The sequence below is a fragment of the Pseudoduganella sp. UC29_106 genome (assembly GCF_044055365.1).
GTDB lineage: Bacteria > Pseudomonadota > Gammaproteobacteria > Burkholderiales > Burkholderiaceae_D > Rugamonas.
The window spans coordinates 6,323,868-6,342,573 of record NZ_CP171977.1 but is presented as its reverse complement, the minus strand read 5'-3'; the positions used below and the strand labels follow the sequence as shown (position 1 = coordinate 6,342,573).

Annotated in this window: 18 protein-coding genes and 3 pseudogenes; 15 read left to right on the top strand and 6 right to left on the bottom strand. The window is 62.9% G+C overall.

Translation table 11 applies throughout. From position 1 onward, the window contains the following. Positions 1-9 precede the first annotated feature (9 nt). From ACHMW6_RS31570 to ACHMW6_RS31530, 9 genes and pseudogenes are all read left to right on the top strand, one after another. Positions 10-822, top strand: coding sequence for an endonuclease/exonuclease/phosphatase family protein (locus ACHMW6_RS31570; RefSeq protein ID WP_395403047.1), 813 nt, complete (start codon positions 10-12; stop codon positions 820-822). Continuing rightward, positions 823-1,987: pseudogene (clsB, locus tag ACHMW6_RS31565) on the top strand (cardiolipin synthase ClsB). Then, positions 1,987-2,361 carry an RNA-binding S4 domain-containing protein gene (locus ACHMW6_RS31560; protein ID WP_395408759.1) on the top strand — a complete coding sequence of 125 codons (375 nt, stop codon included), beginning with the start codon at positions 1,987-1,989 and terminating at the stop codon, positions 2,359-2,361. Before clsB ends, ACHMW6_RS31560 begins: the two are co-directional and overlap by 1 nt. 261 nt (positions 2,362-2,622) lie before the next feature. After that, positions 2,623-3,210: a TetR/AcrR family transcriptional regulator gene (locus tag ACHMW6_RS31555; RefSeq protein ID WP_395403045.1), complete on the top strand. Its 588-nt coding sequence runs from the start codon at positions 2,623-2,625 to the stop codon at positions 3,208-3,210. A 54-nt stretch (positions 3,211-3,264) separates the two neighbouring features. After that, a complete protein-coding gene (locus ACHMW6_RS31550) occupies positions 3,265-5,055 on the top strand; it encodes an acyl-CoA dehydrogenase C-terminal domain-containing protein (RefSeq protein WP_395403043.1) in 1,791 nt (596 codons plus the stop codon). 127 nt (positions 5,056-5,182) lie between these two features. Next, positions 5,183-7,583 (top strand): annotated as a pseudogene (locus ACHMW6_RS31545) (3-hydroxyacyl-CoA dehydrogenase/enoyl-CoA hydratase family protein). A 7-nt stretch (positions 7,584-7,590) separates the two neighbouring features. Beyond that, positions 7,591-7,989 carry a PaaI family thioesterase gene (locus ACHMW6_RS31540; protein WP_395403041.1) on the top strand — a complete coding sequence of 133 codons (399 nt, stop codon included), beginning with the start codon at positions 7,591-7,593 and terminating at the stop codon, positions 7,987-7,989. A gap of 127 nt (positions 7,990-8,116) precedes the next feature. Beyond that, on the top strand, positions 8,117-9,313 hold the full coding sequence (locus tag ACHMW6_RS31535) for an acetyl-CoA C-acyltransferase (protein WP_395403039.1): 1,197 nt from the start codon (positions 8,117-8,119) through the stop codon (positions 9,311-9,313). 54 nt (positions 9,314-9,367) lie between these two features. After that, positions 9,368-10,135 (top strand): enoyl-CoA hydratase, encoded by a 768-nt coding sequence (locus ACHMW6_RS31530; RefSeq protein ID WP_395403037.1) that lies wholly within the window; start codon positions 9,368-9,370, stop codon positions 10,133-10,135. Positions 10,136-10,752: 617 nt separating this feature from the next. On the opposite strand, the pseudogene ACHMW6_RS31525 reads toward ACHMW6_RS31530, so the two are convergent. Continuing rightward, positions 10,753-12,001: pseudogene (locus ACHMW6_RS31525) on the bottom strand (cyanate transporter). After that, positions 11,964-12,428, bottom strand: a complete 465-nt coding sequence (locus tag ACHMW6_RS31520; RefSeq protein ID WP_395403035.1) for a nucleoside deaminase — start codon at positions 12,426-12,428, stop codon at positions 11,964-11,966. The pseudogene ACHMW6_RS31525 and the gene ACHMW6_RS31520 overlap by 38 nt, the downstream one beginning before the upstream one ends. 97 nt (positions 12,429-12,525) lie before the next feature. On the opposite strand from ACHMW6_RS31520, the gene ACHMW6_RS31515 reads away from it, so the two are divergent. Further along, positions 12,526-13,389, top strand: a complete 864-nt coding sequence (locus tag ACHMW6_RS31515; protein ID WP_395403033.1) for a LysR family transcriptional regulator — start codon at positions 12,526-12,528, stop codon at positions 13,387-13,389. A 3-nt stretch (positions 13,390-13,392) separates the two neighbouring features. Further along, entirely contained in the window at positions 13,393-14,112 is a 720-nt protein-coding gene (locus ACHMW6_RS31510; protein ID WP_395403031.1) for a hypothetical protein, read from the top strand. 17 nt (positions 14,113-14,129) lie between these two features. Here the strand turns inward: ACHMW6_RS31510 and ACHMW6_RS31505 are convergent, their stop codons facing one another. Together ACHMW6_RS31505 and ACHMW6_RS31500 are read right to left on the bottom strand one after the other, a co-directional pair. Then, positions 14,130-14,438, bottom strand: coding sequence for a putative quinol monooxygenase (locus ACHMW6_RS31505; RefSeq protein ID WP_395403029.1), 309 nt, complete (start codon positions 14,436-14,438; stop codon positions 14,130-14,132). Continuing rightward, the gene (locus ACHMW6_RS31500; protein WP_395403027.1) at positions 14,435-15,109 is read right to left on the bottom strand and encodes a type 1 glutamine amidotransferase domain-containing protein; all 675 of its coding nucleotides are present in this window, start codon (positions 15,107-15,109) and stop codon (positions 14,435-14,437) included. Before ACHMW6_RS31500 ends, ACHMW6_RS31505 begins: the two co-directional genes overlap by 4 nt. Before the next feature lie 120 nt (positions 15,110-15,229). Here ACHMW6_RS31500 and ACHMW6_RS31495 point away from each other — a divergent pair, with 120 nt between their 5' ends. From ACHMW6_RS31495 to ACHMW6_RS31485, 3 genes are read left to right on the top strand one after another with little or no spacing between them, the layout of a single operon-like run. Then, positions 15,230-16,132, top strand: a complete 903-nt coding sequence (locus tag ACHMW6_RS31495) for a LysR family transcriptional regulator (protein ID WP_395403025.1) — start codon at positions 15,230-15,232, stop codon at positions 16,130-16,132. A 48-nt stretch (positions 16,133-16,180) separates the two neighbouring features. After that, positions 16,181-16,789 (top strand): alpha/beta fold hydrolase, encoded by a 609-nt coding sequence (locus tag ACHMW6_RS31490; protein ID WP_395403023.1) that lies wholly within the window; start codon positions 16,181-16,183, stop codon positions 16,787-16,789. After that, on the top strand, positions 16,704-17,099 hold the full coding sequence (locus ACHMW6_RS31485) for an alpha/beta fold hydrolase (RefSeq protein WP_395403021.1): 396 nt from the start codon (positions 16,704-16,706) through the stop codon (positions 17,097-17,099). Before ACHMW6_RS31490 ends, ACHMW6_RS31485 begins: the two co-directional genes overlap by 86 nt. On the opposite strand, the gene ACHMW6_RS31480 is transcribed toward ACHMW6_RS31485, so the two are convergent. Further along, on the bottom strand, positions 17,087-17,689 hold the full coding sequence (locus tag ACHMW6_RS31480; RefSeq protein ID WP_395403019.1) for a LysE family translocator: 603 nt from the start codon (positions 17,687-17,689) through the stop codon (positions 17,087-17,089). The two genes, ACHMW6_RS31485 and ACHMW6_RS31480, sit on opposite strands and share 13 nt — an antisense overlap. Before the next feature lie 222 nt (positions 17,690-17,911). Between ACHMW6_RS31480 and ACHMW6_RS31475 the strand changes: the two genes are divergently transcribed. Further along, positions 17,912-18,226, top strand: coding sequence for an Lrp/AsnC family transcriptional regulator (locus ACHMW6_RS31475; protein WP_395403017.1), 315 nt, complete (start codon positions 17,912-17,914; stop codon positions 18,224-18,226). On the opposite strand, the gene ACHMW6_RS31470 is transcribed toward ACHMW6_RS31475, so the two are convergent. Continuing rightward, positions 18,223-18,702: a DUF6130 family protein gene (locus ACHMW6_RS31470; RefSeq protein ID WP_395403015.1), complete on the bottom strand. Its 480-nt coding sequence runs from the start codon at positions 18,700-18,702 to the stop codon at positions 18,223-18,225. The two genes, ACHMW6_RS31475 and ACHMW6_RS31470, sit on opposite strands and share 4 nt — an antisense overlap. Between the last annotated feature and the right edge of the window lie 4 nt (positions 18,703-18,706).

Here is an 18,706-nt window from a genome sequence, read left to right as displayed (position 1 = left end):
ATCGGCGTCATGAAGATCCGCGTTGCCACCTACAACATCCACAAGGGCGTGTCGTACCGCAGCCATCCAAGGGTACACGCGCTACGGAATGCTATTGAGGCTTTCCATGCGGACCTGATCTTCCTGCAGGAAGTGCAGGGCCAGCATGACCGGATCGAAGCCCTGTATGGCGACGAACAGCACGGGCACCGGAATTGGCCGAAGAAGGCCCAGCATGAATTCTTCGCGGGCGAGTCGCACCAGTCGGTCTACGGGCTGAACGCCCAGTATGACCACGGCCACCATGGCAATGCCTTGCTCAGCAAATATCCCATTGAAAAATGGAGCAATACCGATATATCGGATCATGCGTACGAAGCGCGCGGCATCCTGCACTCCATCGTGCAGACGCCTGATACCACCGTGCACTGCTACGTGATCCACCTTGGCCTGTTCGAACGCAGCCGCGTGCGCCAGGTCGAAGCACTGATTGAAGCCGTACGGCACTCCGCGCCGAACGGCGAGCCGGTGATCATCGCCGGCGATTTCAACGACTGGCGCAACACGCTTAGCGCCAAACTGCGCAAGGCGCTGGGAGTGGTCGAGGTCTTTGACGACGTTGGTTCCGGCTCCAGCCTGGGCGACCTGGTCCGTACCCTGGCACGACGCGAGACAGCTATCCGTCCGGCCCGTACCTTCCCGGCAGCCTTGCCCTTTTTCAGGTTGGACCGCATCTATGTGCGGGGGTTCAGGGTAGAATCCGCAGAAGTCCTGCACGGCTCCATGTGGGCCAGGCTCTCGGATCACGCACCCATTGTGGCGAACCTGAAACTGGTGTCTTAGATGCGACCTGTCGAGTTCATAGCCGATAACGAAGTCAGCCTCCTCCATTGCGGTACAGATTATTTCCCGGCCCTGATCGATGCCATCGACCAGGCGCAGTATGAAATCTATTTCGAGACCTATATCTTTGCCGACGATGACACGGGCAAGCTGGTCAAGTCCGCCCTGAAGCTGGCGGCCAGCCGCGGCGTGCAAGTGCGGGTGCTGACGGACTGGTTCGGCACCGGCCACAAGTCCGCCAACCGCATGCACGAGGAAATGCAAGCGGCCGGCGTGGAGCACCGCATCTTCAATCCCTGGTTCACGCGCGGCATCACGCGTACGCACCGCAAGATCTGCGTGGTGGACCGCGACATCGCCTTCGTCGGCGGCATCAATATCAACGACGACCTGTTCTCGGACATCGGGCCGCGCATCGCGCTGGCGGCGCCGCGCTGGGACTTTGCCGTCTCCGTGCGCGGGCCGCTGGTGGCTTCCATCCACCGAGAAGCCCAGGCCCAGTGGCAGCGCCAGGGACACATCGGCCTGATCAAGCGCTACCAGCTGTTCAAGGAAATGCGCAAGGTCGCCAAGGCGGCCAGCGACACCACCGTACACGCCGGCTTCGTGGTGCGCGACAACCTGCGCAATCGCAGCAAGATCCAGAAAGCCTACCTGCACGCGCTGGGGCGGGCGCGCAAGTCGGTGCTGATTGCCAATCCCTACTTCGCCCCGGGCCGCAAGTTTCCGCCGCGGGCTGGCCAAGGCCGCCCAGCGCGGCGTGGAAGTCGTGCTGCTGATCGGCGTGGGCGAAATCTGGCTGCAGGACGCCGTCGCCCACTCTTTCTATCCCAAGCTGCTGCAGGCCGGCGTCAAGGTGGTCGAATACCGCAAGACGCAGCTGCATGCAAAAGTGGCGGTAATCGACGATGATTGGGCCACGGTGGGCTCCAGCAATGTCGACGGGCTGAGCCTGTTCCTGAACCAGGAAGCGAACGTGGTGATCAAGGATGCCCGCTTCGCCCGCGCACTGCGCGAGAAGATTGAAGCGGCCGTGGCCGAGGGTGTGGTGATCCATGCCCAGGATTTCGAGCATATCGGCCGCTTCCGCCGCATCGGCTACGAAGTCGCGTTTGTTGTGTATAAGACACTGATGAGAATTTTTGCTGTAGGGAAATACGCATGATGGACAATGTACGGATCGATAAATGGCTGTGGGCAGCGCGCTTCTTCAAGACCCGCCAGCTGGCCATCGATGCCATCGACAATGGCCGGGTGAAAGCGGGCGGCGACCGCGTCAAGCCGGCGCGCCTGGTCAAGTTGGGCGACAAGCTGCACATCGACAACGGCTCGGACGAATGGGAGGTACTCGTGGTAGGCCTCTCCGACAAGCGCCAGGCTGCCCCCATCGCCCGCACGCTGTACGAGGAGAGCCCCGACTCCATCGCCCGCCGTGCCAAAGAGGCCGACCGCCGCCGCCTCTTCCGCGAACCCGGCGCCGACATCAAAGGCCGCCCCACCAAGCGCGACCGCCGCACACTCGACAGCTTCAACGAATAGATTCGGGGTCAGCTCTGTCATTTGGACACAAGCTCAGCAATTTATTGGCTGAGGCCGTGTCCGAATGACAGAGCTGACCCCGAATCTAGAACGCCACCTCTAGATTCGCGTTTGACTTTTGCACTGCACTAGATAATAGTACGAACGTTCGCAAATCTTTTTGCACCAAAGCTGGCCTGTTGGAGAGAAAATAAGATTTTCCAATCTCTCTGATGGGTTACTAACGTGAGTGGCATTCTTATTAATACTCCTACGAAATTCATGCGCAAAGGCGAGTTGACCCGGGCGGCCATTCTGGATGTGGCCCTTGACCTGGCGAGCCGTGACGGCCTGGAAGGCCTGACCATTGGCGTGCTGGCCGACAAGATGAACATGAGTAAGTCCGGCGTATTTGCCCACTTCGGCTCGCGTGAAGATTTGCAGATCGAAGTGCTGAAGCTGTATCACCGCCGTTTCGAGCAGGAAGTGTTTTACCCGGCCATGAAGGAAGCCCGTGGCTTGCCGCGCCTGCGCTCCATGTTCGCCCACTGGGTGAAAAAGGTCAGCGTGGAAATCGCGTCCGGCTGCATCTACATCAGCGGCGCCGTCGAGTATGACGACCGTCCGGGCCCGATCCGCGAGGAGCTGGTGGCGATGGTGGCGGCATGGCAGGGTGCCTTGCTGCGCTGCGTGCGCCAGGCTATCGAGAACGGCGACCTGCGCTCCGAAACGGATGCGGGCCAGCTGGTCTACGAGATGTACGGCCTGATCCTGGCCCTGCACCATGACGCGCGCTTCATGCGCAGTCCGGGCAGCGTGGACCGCGCCAGCATCGGCTTCGATCGCTTGATTGAGAATTACCAATCCTAACGCTGCGCCAGCCGCAGCCTTTCACACTATTTAGCCTTCATCAGGAGAAAAGAAATGGGTCAATACGTCGCGCCAATCCGTGATATGCAGTTCGTGCTGCATGAGCTGCTGAACGTGGAAGAGAAGCTGAAGGAACTGCCGGCGCACGCGGAAACCGATGCCGACATCATCAACCAGGTGCTGGAAGAGGGCGCTAAGTTCACCTCTGAAGTGCTGTTCCCGCTGAACCATTCCGGCGACCGCGAAGGCTGCCATCACGACGCGGCCGCCAAGACCGTAACCACTCCGAAGGGCTTCAAGGAAGCGTACAAGCAGTACGTGGAAGGCGGCTGGGCGGCGCTGGCCTGCGATCCCCAATACGGCGGCCAGGGCCTGCCGATCGTGCTGAACAACTCCTTCTACGAGATGCTGAACTCGGCCAACCAGGCGTGGACCATGTACCCCGGCCTGTCGCACGGCGCCTACGAGTGCCTGAAGGAACACGGCACCGACGAGCAAAAGCGCCTGTACCTGCCGAAACTGGTCTCCGGCGAGTGGACCGGCACCATGTGCCTGACCGAGCCGCACTGCGGCACCGACCTGGGCATGCTGCGCTCCAAAGCCATCCCGAACGCCGACGGCTCGTGGGACATCACCGGCGCCAAGATCTTCATCTCGGCCGGCGAGCACGATATGTCCGAAAACATCCTGCACCTGGTGCTGGCCCGCGTGCCGGACGCACCGGAAGGCTCGAAGGGCATTTCCCTGTTTCTGGTGCCGAAATTCCTGCCGACCGCTGACGGCGGCATCGGCGAGCGCAACCCGATTTTCTGCGGCGCGATCGAAGAGAAGATGGGCATCCACGGCAACTCCACCTGCCAGATGAACCTGGACGGCGCCAAGGGCTGGATCATCGGCCAGCCGAACAAGGGCCTGCAGGCGATGTTCGTGTTCATGAACGCCGCCCGCCTGGGCGTGGGCGTGCAGTCCCTGGGCCTGACCGAAGTGGCTTACCAGAACGCGCTGGTGTATGCGAAAGACCGCCTGCAGATGCGCTCCCTGTCCGGCGTGAAGAACCCGGAAGGCCCGGCCGACCCGATCATCGTGCACCCGGACGTGCGCCGCATGCTGCTGACCGGTAAAGCCTATGCCGAAGGCGCCCGCGCCTTCGCCTCTTACGTGGCGCTGCAGATCGACCGCGAACTGAACCACCCGAACGAAGATGTGCGCAAGGAAGCCGGCGACGAAGTCGCTCTGCTGACCCCGATCATCAAGGCCTTCATCACCGACAACGCATGGACCGCAACCTCGGACGCGATGCAGGTGTACGGCGGCCACGGCTACATCAGCGAGTGGGGCATGGAGCAGTACGTGCGCGACGCGCGCATCAACCTGATCTACGAAGGCACCAACACCGTGCAATCGCTCGACCTGCTGGGCCGCAAGATCCTGATGGACAACGGCGCCAAGCTGCGCAAGTTCGGCGAGAAAATCCGCGCCTTCGTGGAAGAAAACGGCACGGACGAAGCCATGTCCGAGTTCATCACCCCGCTGGGCGATCTGGGCGAGAAGGTCGGTAAGCTGACGATGGAAATCGGCATGAAGGCCTTCCAGAACCAGGATGAAGTGGGCGCCGCCGCCGTGCCTTACCTGCGCGTCGTGGGCCACCTGGTGTACTCTTACTTCTTCGCGCAGATGGCCAAGATCGCGCTGGCGAAGGAGTCCACCGGCGACAAGTTCTATACCTCCAAGCTGGCGACCGCGCGCTTCTACTTCGGCCGCCTGTATCCGGAAACTGCATCCCTGATCCGCCAGGCCCGTTCCGGCTCCGCCAACCTGATGGCACTGGACGCTGACCTGTTCTAATCGTGAAGTGCCGTTGGCCTCTTTAGAACCCAAGGCGTGAACCAGGTGTCTGCCACGATTTGGCAGACACCAGCTTTAAGCCTCGGGTTTTAGCAAGAGTCCCCGGCACACAACCCAAAGGAAAACCATGAGCAACTTCAACGTGAAAAAAGTAGCCGTGCTGGGCGCGGGCGTGATGGGTGCGCAGATCGCCGCCCACTGCGTCAACGCCAAGGTGCCGGTCGTCCTGTTCGACCTGCCCGGAAAAGAGGGCACGCCGAAAAACGGCATCGTCCTGAAAGCCATCGAAAACCTGAAGAAGCTGTCCCCCGCGCCGTTCGGCGACAAGGCCGACGCTGAACTGATCCAGGTCGCCAACTACGAAGACAACCTGGACCTGCTGGCCGGCTGCGACATCATCATCGAAGCCATCGCCGAGCGCATGGACTGGAAGCATGACCTGTACAAGAAGGTCGCTCCGCACATCGGCCAGAACGCCATCTTCGCCTCCAACACTTCCGGCCTCTCGATCGAGAAGCTGGCCGACGGCTTCGACGCGGACCTGAAGGCGCGCTTCTGCGGCGTGCACTTCTTCAATCCTCCGCGCTATATGCACCTGGTGGAACTGATCCCGACCGCCGCGACCAAGCCGGAAATCCTGGACCAGCTGGAAACCTTCCTGACCTCGACCCTGGGCAAGGGCGTGGTGCGCGCCAAGGACACGCCGAACTTCATCGCCAACCGCGTCGGCATCTTCGGCATGCTGGCCACCATCCACGAAGCCGAGAAATTCGGCCTGTCCGTGGACGTGGTGGACGACCTGACCGGCGCCAAGCTGGGCCGCGCCAAGTCCGGCACCTTCCGCACCGCGGACGTGGTCGGCCTGGACACCATGGGCCACGTGATCAAGACCATGCAGGACAACCTGGCTGACGATCCCTTCTTCGGCGTCTACAAGACCCCGGCCATCCTGTCCAAGCTGATCGAGCAGGGCGCCCTGGGCCAGAAGACCGGCGGCGGCTTCTACAAGAAAGTCGGCAAGGACATCAAGCGCCTGGACTTCGCATCCGGCGAATACGTTGACGGCGGCGCAAAAGCGACCGACATCATCGCCCGCATCCTGAAGGAAAAGGATCCGGTCAAGAAATTCAAGGCGCTGCGCGAATCGACCAACCCGCAAGGCCAGTTCCTGTGGGCGATCTTCCGCGACGCTTTCCACTACATCGCCTATCACCTGGAGTCCATCGCCGACAACGCGCGCGACGTGGACTTCGCCATGCGCTGGGGCTTCGGCTGGTCCGTCGGTCCGTTCGAGACCTGGCAGGCCGCGGGCTGGACCCAGATCGCCGAATGGGTGAAGCAGGATATCGAAGAAGGCAAGGCGCTGTGCAATGCACCGCTGCCGGCTTGGGTGTTCCAAGGCGCCGTGGCCGAGAAGGGTGTGCACACCCCTGAGGGTTCCTACTCCGCTGTGTCGAAGTCCTACGTACCGCGTTCGACGCTGGACGTGTACCAGCGCCAGGAATTCCGTGCGCCGGTATTCGGCAGCGGCGCAGCCGATCCGAAGACCGCCGGCACCACCGTGTTCGAAGACGACTCCGTGCGCCTGTGGCATACCGGCGACGAAGTGCTGATCATCTCGCTGAAGACCAAGATGCACGTGATTGGCGACGGCGTGATCAAGGGCCTGCAGCGCGGCCTGGCCGAAGCCGAAAAGAGCTTCAAGGGCCTGGTGATCTGGAGCGCGGGACGCAGCCGACGGCGGCGCATTCTCCGCCGGTGCGGACCTGCAATCGGCGCTGCCAGCCTTCATGGCGGGCGGCGCGAAAGCGGTCGATCCGATCATCCGCGAACTGCAGGATACCTTCATGGCCATGAAGTATTCCAACGTGCCTGTGGTGGCTGCTGTCGCGGGCCTGGCGCTGGGCGGCGGCTGCGAAATGGCGCTGCACGCATCGAAGCGCGTGGCGTCCATCGAGTCCTATATCGGCCTGGTGGAAGTGGGCGTGGGCCTGATTCCTGCGGGCGGCGGCCTGAAGGAAGCGGCTGTGCGTGCACAGCGCGAAGCCAAGGGTAACGACATCCTGCAATTCCTGAAGACCGGCTTCACCAACGCGGCCACCGCGAACGTGTCCAAGTCCGCGCTGGAAGCGAAGGCCATGGGCTACCTGAAGGAAGACGACGTTATCGTGTTCAACCCGTATGAACTGCTGCATGTGGCGAAAGTGACCGCGCGCTCCATGTTCGACGCAGGCTACCGCGCGCCGATCCAGCGTCCGGTGACTGTGACGGGCCGTTACGGCTGGGGCACCATCCGCGGCCAGCTGGTCAATATGCGCGACGGCGGCTTCATCTCCGCCCACGACTACAAGCTGGGCGACATGATCGCCGAGATCGTGTCCGGCGGCGACATCGACCAGGGCAGCGTGGTGAGCGAGCAGTGGCTGCTGGATATGGAACGCAAGGCCTTCCTGGAATTGCTGAACAATCCGAAGTCGCAGGAGCGCATCATGGGCATGCTGCAAACCGGTAAGCCGGTACGCAACTAAGAGGCCCATGTCCACCCTGTCGCTGGCCTTCAATGTCCTGCTGAAAGTGAAACCGACCATGGTCTATGAACTGATCAAGAAGCAAATGAGCGAGACGCTGCCGTTCGTGCGGCTGCTGGGCATCAGCATCGACAGCATCGGCCCGGGCACGGCCGAAGTGTCGATGCCGGATGATGCGAAGCTGCATAACCACCTCGGCACGCCGCATGCCGGCGCCCTGTTCACGCTGGCCGAAACCGCGTCCCGGCGCGGCCATGGCCGGCGGCTTCGCGGAGCTGATCATGGACATGCGTCCGGTGGCCAAGGAGTCGCGCATCCAGTACCAGAAAGTGGCCAAGGGCGCGACGCGCGCCTCCGGCCGCGTGCCTGGCGATATCGCGGCGCTCAAGGCCCAGCTGAAGGATGAAGGAAAAGTGGCGTTCCCGGTCGATGTCGACGTCTTCGACGAACACGGCACGCTGGCAGCGCAAGTACAGGTGGACTGGTACCTCTCCGCCAAACGCTAATCGAACACCAAATATCGGAAGCTTAAAATGAGCAAACAACTTCAAGACGCATACATCGTCGCCGCCACCCGCACCCCGATCGGCAAGGCGCCGCGCGGCATGTTCCGCACCACCCGTCCGGACGACCTGCTGGTCGCCGCCATCAAGGGCGCCATGGCTGCCGTGCCCAACCTGGATCCGGCCCTGATCGTGGACGCCATCGTCGGCTGCTCCTTCCCGGAAGCGGAGCAGGGCTTCAACGTGGCGCGTAACTCCGTGGTGCTGGCAGGCCTGCCGAACACCGTGGGCGGCGTGACCGTGAACCGTTACTGCGCTTCGGGCATCACCGCCCTGGCCATGGCTGCGGACCGTATCCGCGTCGGCGAGGCGGACGTGATGATCGCCGGCGGCGTGGAATCCATGTCCATGGTGCCGATGATGGGCCACCACCCGTCCATCAATATGGAAACCTTCAAGGACGAGAACGTGGGCCTGGCCTACGGCATGGGCCTGACCGCTGAAAAAGTGGCTGCCCAGTGGAAGGTGTCGCGCGAAGACCAGGATGCCTTCGGCCTGGAATCGCACCGCAAGGCCATCGCCGCCCAGCAGGCCGGCCTGTTCAAGGACGAGATCACTCCCGTGGAAGTCGTGACCCGCACGCCTGACCTGCGCAGCGGCGAAATCAAGATCGGCAAGCGCACCGTGGACCTGGACGAAGGCCCGCGCGCCGATGCGTCGATGGAATCGATGGCCAAGCTGAAGCCGGTCTTCGCCGCCAAGGGTTCCGTGACTGCCGCGACTTCCTCGCAGATGTCCGACGGCGCCGGCGCGCTGATCGTGGTGTCCGAGAAGATCCTGAAGGAACACAACCTGACCCCGCTGGCCAAATTCTCCTCCTTCGCCGTGCGCGGCGTGCCGCCGGAGATCATGGGCATCGGCCCGAAAGTGGCGATCCCTGTCGCCTGCGCGGCCGCCGGCATCACCCAGGACCAGCTGGACTGGATTGAACTGAACGAAGCATTTGCCGCCCAGGCACTGGCCGTGATCCGCGACCTGAACCTGGACACCAGCAAAGTGAACCCGATGGGCGGTGCAATCGCCCTGGGCCACCCGCTGGGCGCTACCGGCGCTATCCGCGCCGCGACCGTCGTGCATGCACTGCGTCGCAACAGCCTGAAATACGGCATGGTGACAATGTGCGTGGGCGCCGGCATGGGCGCAGCAGGCATTATCGAGCGCGTATAACGCGCACTTCGGGCGGGTCTGCGGACCCGCCCTTTTTTTTGATGTGGAGAATCCATGGAAATCCAGACCACCAAGGCCGGCGGCATCCTCACGCTCGAATTCAACCGCGCCGAACGCAAGAACGCCATCACGTCCGCGATGTACCAGGCGATGGCCGACGCCATCAACGCAGCCGATGCCGACGCCGAAGTGCGCGTCATCCTGTTCTGCGGCAAACCCGAAATTTTCACTGCCGGTAACGACCTGGATGATTTCCTGAAAACGTCGCCGGACGCGCCGATCGCCGACCGTCCCGTGTTCCGCTTCATGCACGCGCTGAGCCACTGCAACAAGCCCGTGGTGGCTGCCGTCACCGGCGCGGCCATCGGCATCGGCACCACGATGCTGCTGCACTGCGACCTGGTCTACGCCGGCGACAACGCCAAATTCTCCGTGCCCTTCGCGCAACTGGGCCTGTGCCCCGAATTCGGCTCCAGCCTGCTGCTGCCGCGCACCGCCGGCCACGCCCGCGCCGCCGAGAAGCTGATGCTGGGCGAGGCCTGGGGCGTGCAGGAAGCCTATGACATGGGCCTGATCTCCAAAGTCCTCCCCGCCGCCGACGTGCTGGCCCACGCCCAGGCGCAAGCCGCCAAGCTGGTCGCACTGCCCGCCGCCTCCATCCGCGCCACCAAGCGCCTGATGAAATCCGGCCGCGAAGCCCTGCAAGCCCACATCGACGTCGAAAGCAAGATGTTCGGCGAAATGCTGATGGGCGCCGAAGCTAAGGAAGCCTTCACCGCCTTCTTCGAAAAGCGCAAGCCGGACTTCTCCAAGTTCGCCTGAGTCGCGCAGCGACGCGAATCGGCTTCGCGTCGCCTGTACGCTACTGACAGGACGTGGCTACTAGACTGATGTCAAAGATCCTTGATTAAGAAAGAAACTGATTGGCCGTTGGAGGGAACATTGTGAGGTTGAACCAACCTTCATGGACCAAACGATGTTCCAACGGCATAAACCTCGTGAGTCGAAACATACGGACCATGGGAGTTACGCACAATCAGTGGTTCGGCTAATTGGCCATCTCGTTGGCACCGCTCTAATATTCGTTTCGTTTTTCGCGATAGGGTGGACAGTTTCCTTCGTCCTGCATTACTTGCATGGAATTTTTCCATTCCCTGTGGAGATTTTCGGATTCATCAGGAAGTTTGAACTATATTTGGTGTATGGTGATTCCGTTCTTTGTGCGTTCGTGTTGCTCGGAGGGGCAATTCGTTTCATCAAGGATGGTTGGGAGAATCAGAAATGAAGAGCGTGCTGCATTCCTTTGCAGACGGGTTCAAAGACAGCTTCCGTCTGGCTGCTTCTCTGGTCATGTCCGTAGTTTCAGCAATATCCGAGTTCGCGAATGAGAAACGTAGTCGACACGCGGAAAGTAAGTCCTCCGCTCGCGAATAAGCCGGTCACACCCGCAGACATGAATACTGCTTGCCACTAATCGCCGCAGCATAGCTCGTCGGGGTCACGCGCAAGTAGAGCGCTGCAACGACGGCAGCGCAGCACAGGTGCAGCAACCAGCCCGCCGAGAAGCCGCCGGTAGCGTCGCGGAGCACTGCGACGATCGCGGGCGGGAGCGCGGCGAGCAGGAAGCCGCCGCCCTGCATCAGAGCGGACAGCGCGCCCGCGTGCGCCGGGTCGTGCAAATGATCGAGGGCCGTGATCAGCGAGAGGGCGAAGCAGCCGCCCAATCCCATCCCCAGCAGCATAGCCCAAACAAAGGGCGCCGCCGCGGGCCATAACGCCAGGGCGGCGAAGCCGGCGGCCTGCATGGCGAGGGTGAGCCACAGCCAGGGCCTGCGGTCGTCGCTGCGGACGGCGAGCATTGGCAGCAGCAGGGCAGCCGCCGCCTGGCACAGCGCGAGCGTCGCAAGCAGGCTGCCGCTGGCGGCGGCGCTCCAGCCGTGTTCACGATAGAAGGGCGCCAGCCACGCCACCACAGTCGAATAGCCGCCGTTGACGAGGCCAAAGCAGGCCATCAGCAGCCAGACGCGCGGAAGGCGCAGGAGGCGCGCCACGTTGATCCCACCCTGCCGGTTGGCAGCGTCGCGCGGCAGGCAGCGCGCTGCCAGTGCAAGGGCAAGCAGCGCCGGCAATGCCGTCCATGCGAGGCCGGTCTGCCAGCTGCCGCTGGCTGCGGCGACCAGAGGCGACAATTGCGCACCGAGCGCGCCGCCGCCCATCAGCATGGCTGAATAGAGTCCCATGGCCGCGCCCACATGGCGCGGAAACTGTCGCTTGATGATGCCTGGCAGGACGGCTTGAATGACCGCTGCTCCAACTCCCAGCACGGCTGCAGTCCCCACCATCTGCCAGCCGGTCGAGGCAAGCAATCGCAAGAGCGAACCCAGTGCGAGCGCCCCCCAACGCTGCGATGACTGCAAGCCTTGCGCCGATCCGTGCCTGCAGCGCGGGCCCGGCGAACGCAAAGATCCCCATCAGCAGCATCGGCACCAGCGTCAGAAGCGCCACACCCTGGCGCTGCAAGCCTGTATGGGCGCCGATGTCGGCCGCAAGGGGGCCGATGCCGGTGATGAAGGGCCTGAGATTTAGCGCAACGAGGGCGATTGCCGCCAGCAGCAGGGTGGCGGAGGCGGACTTTGCGGACTGCACGCGCTTACGCCCGCTGGTCGCGTAAATGCGCCCACTCGGCATACAAATCGGAGCGCGCCTGCGGTAAATGGCGGATGTTCATCGATTGCTCGGCGAACGGCTTCGCCAGATCTTCATAGATCGCCGCCGTGGACAATCCGAACGGCGCGCCGACATCGTTGGAGTAGGCAAAGACCACCTCGCGCACGCCCGCCAGCCGCATCGCGGCCATGCACATGGGGCAGGGATGGCCGCTCGCGTAGACGGTGCAGCCGCCCAGGTCCGGCGAACCGAGCGCTCGGCTCGCGGCGCGGATGGCCGTTAATTCCGCATGCGCGGTCGGATCGTTGGTGGCGAGGATTTCATTGACACCCGTGGCGATCACGGCGCCATCGCGGATCACCAGCGCGCCAAATGGCCGGCCGCCGCGGCCGATATTGGCGCGGGCCAGTTCGATTGCTTCGCGCAGGTAGCGCTCTTCGTTCTGCATTGGGATCTCCTTCATACGCCAATATAAGGAGCCGGCTGGACATTTGGAAATTAAATATTCAGATAGAATTAATTCATTTCCTGCATGGGGCCTAGAAATGCTCGACCCGCGCCTGCTGCGTTCCTTCATTGCCATCGTCGATGCCGGCGGCTTCACGCTCGCGGCGGAGCGGTTGAACATGACGCAGTCCACGATCAGCCAGCAGCTCGCGCGGCTGGAAGATGCCGTTGGTGCGGCGCTGCTTGACCGCGCGGCGCGGCCGGTCAAGACTACCGTGGCGGGCGAGCGGCTGCTGGGGTATGCGCGCCGGATCCTCGCCCTGCAACAGGAAGCGGAATCCGCGCTTGGCGATCCGTCCGGCACGGCGACCATCCGCATTGGCGTGCCTGAGGACATCGTCAGCAGCACGATGGCAAAGGCATTCCACGACTTTGCCGGCAGCCACCGAGAAATCCATCTGGACGTCACGGCCGGCTTGAGCCGCGATCTGAGCGCCCGCTACCGCGCCGGCGAATTCGACATCGTCATCGTCAAGGAGCCCGCCGCCGGCCCCGATTGCCGGGCGACTTTTCCTGAGCCGCTGGCCTGGTTCGAAAGTGCCGACGCGCCGGACGAGTGGCCCAACCCAATCCCCCTGGTCGCCTTCCCGCCGGGTGGCCTTTACCGCGAAGCGATGTTCGAGCGTATCGAACAGGAGCAATTGCGTTGGTATATCGCGTTCTCGGGCAGCAGTCTTCACAACGTGCTGGTGGCGGTGGAGGCGGGCCTGGGCGTTTCGCTCCTGCCCCGCCATGCGGCTGCCCGCTATCGCGTGCGTCCATTCGCGCGCTTCCCCGGCGTGCCGCCTATCGCCATCTCGATCTACGCCTGGGAAAGCGCTGGCCTCATCGCCGAACTGGTCGATCAGATGGAGGCTGTTCTCGCAACCCGGGTCAACTTGCCCGTCAAGACACGAAAGTGAAAGATGAAAAGAAACTACGCGGCACTTTCGAGCCAGTTTGACGACATGCTGTCAACAATCCCGCACTACGCGCTTTATCCTGAAATGATGGTTGCTGTCGGCTCTCACTATGCAGGACCGCACGGCAGGATCCTTGTTTTGGGAGAAAGTCATTATCTCGACAAGCCGGAAGATTCGAATCATCCGGAGCGCTGGTATGAGCAGCGCGAATTCACGCTTGGCAAATCCGCAGATAACATCAACACGCGCAATGTGTTCAACAACGCAGTACTGGGACGGTTTCCGCGCAAATCGAAAGCCATTTTTTACTCCCTCGCCGCCGCGCTGGCTGACTGCGGAATTGAAGCGTACCAAATGCGCAGTCCCCTGCAGTCCATCGCATATATGAACTTTTTTCAACGACCAGCCGAACGCGCAAAGCTGTCGATAAAAGTGCGGCCACGTGACGTGTCCGAGGCGAGTCGAGTGCTCCTGAATGTTACAGCGGCGCTGCAGCCGCAATTAATCGTTTTTGCATCGCGGCTTGGATGGCGACATGCAAAAGAGAGTGGGCTCTTGATGCAACTTGAAACCGCGGGCGTCAGGACGGTGGGTGTGCCTCATCCCGCCACCTCATGGTGGAATCGACCTTCCCGGCCAATGCAGGGGCGGACCGGGCGGCAGCGCTTTATCGAAGCGGTGATGGCAATGAAAGAGAGAGCCGCTTTGGAGGCGGCTCTCTGATTTGCCTTCGCGGCGCGTCAGGTGGGAGCTCGCGTCTGCAGGAGTTCTAGACGGCGCTCTGCGAGCAAGGGCAACACGCGCCCAGGTACCAGCGACTGGTAGTGCAGCGACTGGCGATGGGCTTCGATCGCGGCCTCGTCGCGGTAGCGTTCCAGCAGCAGGAGAACATGCGGGTCCTCCTCGCTGCGGTACACCTCGTAGCCAAGGCAGCCCGGCTCCAACAGGGACTTGGCTCGCAATTCGGCGACGATGGTTAGTACTTCGTCAAATGCGTTGGCGACCGGATGCCAGTGGGCGACAACGGTAATCGGGCCTGGTGCGCTCATTTCGATTCTCCGCGCAGTGCTGCAACGATTTCCTTCGCCAGCGGGGCGCCGGAGGCGGGGTTCTGGCCCGTCATCAGACGGCCATCGACAACAACCTTTTCCTGCCATACGCCGGCCGACGAGTACTCGGCGCCTTCCGCTTTCAGGGCATCTTCCAGCTTGAAGGGCACGTCGGCCTGGGCATAGCCTTCTTCTTCGGCATTGGAGAAGGAAGTCAGCTTGCGGCCGCTGACGAGCGCCGTGCCATCCTCCAGCTTCACGCCCAGGAAGGCTGCCGGACCGTGGCAAACTGCAGCCACGATCTTGCCGCCGTCCCAGGCGCGGGCCACGGCGGCCTTCACGTCCGGATCGTTGGCGATGTCCACCATCGGGCCAAGGCCGCCGGGGAAGAAGATCGCGTCATAATCCAGCACATCCACTTCGGACAGTTTGCGGCTGTGATTCAGGCGGCGGATCGCAGCGCTGTTACGGAAAGCCAATTGCGAGGGATCGTCCTCGTCGTAGCCGTCTTCCGGAACCGCGCCGCCCAGCGGAGATGCGTATTCCACGGCCACGCCGGCGTGCTCGAAGACTTCAACCGGGTGGGCGACTTCAGGGAAGAAGTAACCGGTCTTGCGCTTGTTCGGACCGATTTCGGCAGCGTTTGTCAAAATAAACAGTACGTGTTTCATGGCTTGCTCCTTTAGGGTTTGGGACGCAGCGTGCTGCGGTTGAACTCACTATAGGAGGGCAATGCCGACGCCGGTAGATGCTGCTAAGATGACTCAATGTCAAATTGAATAAGACAATCCATGAGCGACCAGGCCCCCATTCTGGACGAGTTGCGCGCAATGGCGATCTTCGCCACGGTGGTGCGCAGTGGAAGCTTTGCGGCCGGCGCGCGCACACTGGGGCTAACCCGCGCGGTGGTGAGCCACCACATTCGTGCGTTGGAGGCCAAGCTGGGCGTGCCGCTCGCCCAGCGCAGCACCCGCAGTTTCAGCCTCACGCCGGCAGGCGAGGCGTTCCGCGTGCATTGCGAGCGCCTGCTCGATGAAGCGCAGGACGGTATTCGCGGCATGGAGCTGCTGCGCGCCGAGCCGCGCGGCGAAGTGCGCATCACGTGCTCGCATCATTTCGGCAGCAAGCGCATCATGCCGGCCTTGCTTGAGTTCCGCCGGCGCTATCCCGCCATCCGCCTGCACGTGGCGATGAATGACGCCAACGTCGACCTGGTCCAGCATGGTATCGAGCTCGCCGTGCGCGCTGGGCCTCTTGCGGATTCATCGCTGGTCGCGCGCCGGCTGGTGCGCGAGTCGACCATGCTTTGTGCGGCGCCGTCCTATCTGCGGCGCCATCGACCGCCGGCTACCGTCGCCGACCTGGCGCAGCATCGCTGGGTGCTCTATCCGCCCAGCCAGCGAACGCTCACCGCGCGCGCCGGCGGGCAGGAAGTGCAGATTCCCGTGCAAGGCGATGTGGTGACGGACAGCGCGGCGTCCCGCCTGGCGTTTGTGCTGGCTGGCGAAGGCATCGCACGCCTGCCTGCTTACGACGCCGCCGCGCTGCTGGCGTCCGGCGAACTGGTTCAGGTGCTGCCCGAAGTCGAAACCGCGCCGCTGGAGATCTTCCTGGTTCACTCGCAGCGCATCGGCCCCAGCGCGCGCCTGCTGCGCGACTTTCTGCTCGATTCGGCGCGGGATGCGGCGGCGTAAATTCAGCCTATACTGGACTAATCCCACTTTTGGCGAGGAGCGTCCGTCATGTTCAGATTGATAGCAAGCGCCGTCGTTGTCCTGACCCTCTCCCTGCCGGCAGCGGCGGAGGTTCGGCCGTTCCCTTCAACCTTCAAGGCGCGCGACATCAAGACCGAAGGCGCCACCATACACGTGATGGTCGGAGGGGAGGGACCTGCAGTGGTGCTGCTGCACGGCTTCGGCGACACCGGCGCCATGTGGTCGCCGCTGGCCGCCAGGCTGGCTGCAAAACATACCGTCGTCGTGCCCGACCTGCGCGGCATGGGTTTGTCGTCGCATCCGGCCGAGGGCTACGATAAATGGACACAGGCAGGCGACATCCGTGCCGTGCTGGCCGAGCTGAAAATCGACCGGGCGGTCGTGGTGGGCCACGATATCGGCACCATGGTGGCTTTCGCCTACGCCGCGCGCTATCCCGACAAAAACGGAAAGGCTGGTCGTGATGGATGCGCCGGTGCCGGGCGTCGGTCCCTGGGACCAGATCGTGCGCAATCCCTTGCTGTGGCACTTCAACTTCGGCGGGCCGGACATGGAACGCCTGGTCGCGGGCCGCGAGCGCATCTACCTGGACCGGTTCTGGAACGAATTCGCCGGCGATCCGAAGAAAGTCGATGAAGCCACGCGGGTCCACTACGCAAGGCTCTACGCCCGTCCCGGCGCCATGCACTCGGCCTTCGCCCAGTTCCGCAGCATTCCGAAGGACGCTGAAGACAACCAGAAGGCCGTCGCCGCCAGCAAGCTTGCCATGCCGGTGCTCGCCATTGGCGGGGCCAAGTCCTTCGGCGCCAATGAAGCGCTGGTGATGCGCGCGGCAGCCACGAATGTCACGGAACTGGTGATTCCGGACGCCGGCCACTGGCTGATGGAAGAGGCGACCGAGCCGACCATCGACGCCATCCAGGCCTTTGTCGATCAGGCCAACTGATAGACAGCAAACCCTGCGAGTAGCAGCGCCGAGCCGCGGCGCAGCCAGCGCAGGTGCTGCGGCTGCAGGCGGACGCGCAGGCGCCCCACCATGCCGACCAGCAGCAGCCACCACGCCGCCGAACCGGCGAACACGCCGGCAATCATCCACGCCGGCGACGCCGTCGACATGCCGCCCGCCAACGCCGAGAACACCGCCATGAAGGAGAGGATGGTGGCGGGGTTGGAGATCGTGAGCAGGAAGGTGCCGCCGAATGCGTGCCATCCCTTTACGTCGCCTTTGACCACGGCAGCTTGTTGCGGCAGGCCCTCGCGCCAGGTGCGCCACGCTAGCCACAGCAGGAAGATCGCACCGCCGACGGTCAACTGCGCCCGTGCGCCGGTCAGCAGTGTGATAACGGCTGTGACGCCGAAGGCGCCCAGAGCGCCATACAGCGCGTCCGCGACGGCGGCACCGAGGCCGGTGGCGAGACCGACGCGCGGTCCGTGATCCAGCGTGCGCTGGATGCAGAGCAGGCCAATCGGCCCGACAGGCGCTGCGACCGAAAGGCCGATCAGCGCCGACTTGAAGAAGAGAGGCAAGGTATCCATGCCGAAAAGTATAGCCAGCTGCGTCGCTGCGCAGAATGCGATTATTCAGGCAAAATAAGGTCTTCGCCTTAGAATTTAAGGAGATCTGGCGTATGAGTGCAGTAGATGAAAAGTCCTGGCGCATCCTGACCGCGCTGCAGGCAGATGCGCGGGCGCCGCTGAAGGCGCTGGCCGAAAACCGCCGGCCTGTCGGTTCCCGCGACAGCGGAGCGCATCCGGAAGATGGAGGAGGCGGGCATCATCCGCGGCTACCACGCGGACATCGATCCCGAAGCACTCGGCTACATCATCAAGGCCGTGATCGCGATCACCACCCAGCATCCGTACAAGCACAAATTCATCGACGTACTGCGCGCCATGCCGCAGGTGCTGGAATGCCTGCACGTTACGGGCGCCGATTCCTGCCTGTTCACGGTGGTGGCAAAGAATATGGCCGACCTGGAGCAGATCCTCGCGAGCCTGAACAAATATGGTGAAACGAGGACATCGATTGTGATGTCCTCGCAGATCCCGCGCCGGGGCGTGCAGCGGTTCTAGTGGTGCCCGGTGCCGCTCTTGTGAAACTCGTGCTGCACGGCCACCGGCAGATTGAACTTCACGACCCTGGTCTCGTAGATCTTGTGGTTCGGGTTGACCAGCTCGATCCGCACCGTGTGCTCGCCCACCGGCAGCCCGGCGATATCGATTGTATTGTTGTCGCTCGCATCGGCCCACCACCACGGCAGGTCGTCGACCGTGATGTGCAAATGGCCGACGCGCGGCGACACCCTGGTGGCGCCGGCGCCGAACACCGGCACGATGCGCAGGTTCTCAACGCGGTACTGGATCCACACGATGCCGATCGCCAGCCCTTCCGGAAGCGGCTGATCCACGAAAAGTTTCGGAGGCGGTTCGTTGTCGATTTCCACATAGGTCGAGGCGCCGCGAATCTCTTTCGCCGTGGGCGCGGCGCAAGCCGCGGCGCTTGCTGCCAGCAGGGCGGCCGTAGCGGCCATCAAACGCATGCTATTCATGATT

Bases quoted from the DNA above. Each gene is read 5' to 3' on its own strand.
- ACHMW6_RS31480 (WP_395403019.1), bottom strand. From the start codon at position 17,689: ATGGATACCTTGCCTCTCTTCTTCAAGTCGGCGCTGATCGGCCTTTCG.
- ACHMW6_RS31495 (WP_395403025.1), top strand. From the start codon at position 15,230: ATGAGCGACCAGGCCCCCATTCTGGACGAGTTGCGCGCAATGGCGATC.
- ACHMW6_RS31505 (WP_395403029.1), bottom strand. From the start codon at position 14,438: ATGAGCGCACCAGGCCCGATTACCGTTGTCGCCCACTGGCATCCGGTC.
- ACHMW6_RS31540 (WP_395403041.1), top strand. From the start codon at position 7,591: ATGTCCACCCTGTCGCTGGCCTTCAATGTCCTGCTGAAAGTGAAACCG.
- ACHMW6_RS31510 (WP_395403031.1), top strand. From the start codon at position 13,393: ATGAAAAGAAACTACGCGGCACTTTCGAGCCAGTTTGACGACATGCTG.
- ACHMW6_RS31570 (WP_395403047.1), top strand. From the start codon at position 10: ATGAAGATCCGCGTTGCCACCTACAACATCCACAAGGGCGTGTCGTAC.
- ACHMW6_RS31560 (WP_395408759.1), top strand. From the start codon at position 1,987: ATGGACAATGTACGGATCGATAAATGGCTGTGGGCAGCGCGCTTCTTC.
- ACHMW6_RS31520 (WP_395403035.1), bottom strand. From the start codon at position 12,428: ATGCAGAACGAAGAGCGCTACCTGCGCGAAGCAATCGAACTGGCCCGC.
- ACHMW6_RS31475 (WP_395403017.1), top strand. From the start codon at position 17,912: ATGGAGGAGGCGGGCATCATCCGCGGCTACCACGCGGACATCGATCCC.
- ACHMW6_RS31470 (WP_395403015.1), bottom strand. From the start codon at position 18,702: ATGAATAGCATGCGTTTGATGGCCGCTACGGCCGCCCTGCTGGCAGCA.
- ACHMW6_RS31490 (WP_395403023.1), top strand. From the start codon at position 16,181: ATGTTCAGATTGATAGCAAGCGCCGTCGTTGTCCTGACCCTCTCCCTG.
- ACHMW6_RS31485 (WP_395403021.1), top strand. From the start codon at position 16,704: ATGGAACGCCTGGTCGCGGGCCGCGAGCGCATCTACCTGGACCGGTTC.
- ACHMW6_RS31515 (WP_395403033.1), top strand. From the start codon at position 12,526: ATGCTCGACCCGCGCCTGCTGCGTTCCTTCATTGCCATCGTCGATGCC.
- ACHMW6_RS31535 (WP_395403039.1), top strand. From the start codon at position 8,117: ATGAGCAAACAACTTCAAGACGCATACATCGTCGCCGCCACCCGCACC.
- ACHMW6_RS31500 (WP_395403027.1), bottom strand. From the start codon at position 15,109: ATGAAACACGTACTGTTTATTTTGACAAACGCTGCCGAAATCGGTCCG.
- ACHMW6_RS31550 (WP_395403043.1), top strand. From the start codon at position 3,265: ATGGGTCAATACGTCGCGCCAATCCGTGATATGCAGTTCGTGCTGCAT.
- ACHMW6_RS31530 (WP_395403037.1), top strand. From the start codon at position 9,368: ATGGAAATCCAGACCACCAAGGCCGGCGGCATCCTCACGCTCGAATTC.
- ACHMW6_RS31555 (WP_395403045.1), top strand. From the start codon at position 2,623: ATGCGCAAAGGCGAGTTGACCCGGGCGGCCATTCTGGATGTGGCCCTT.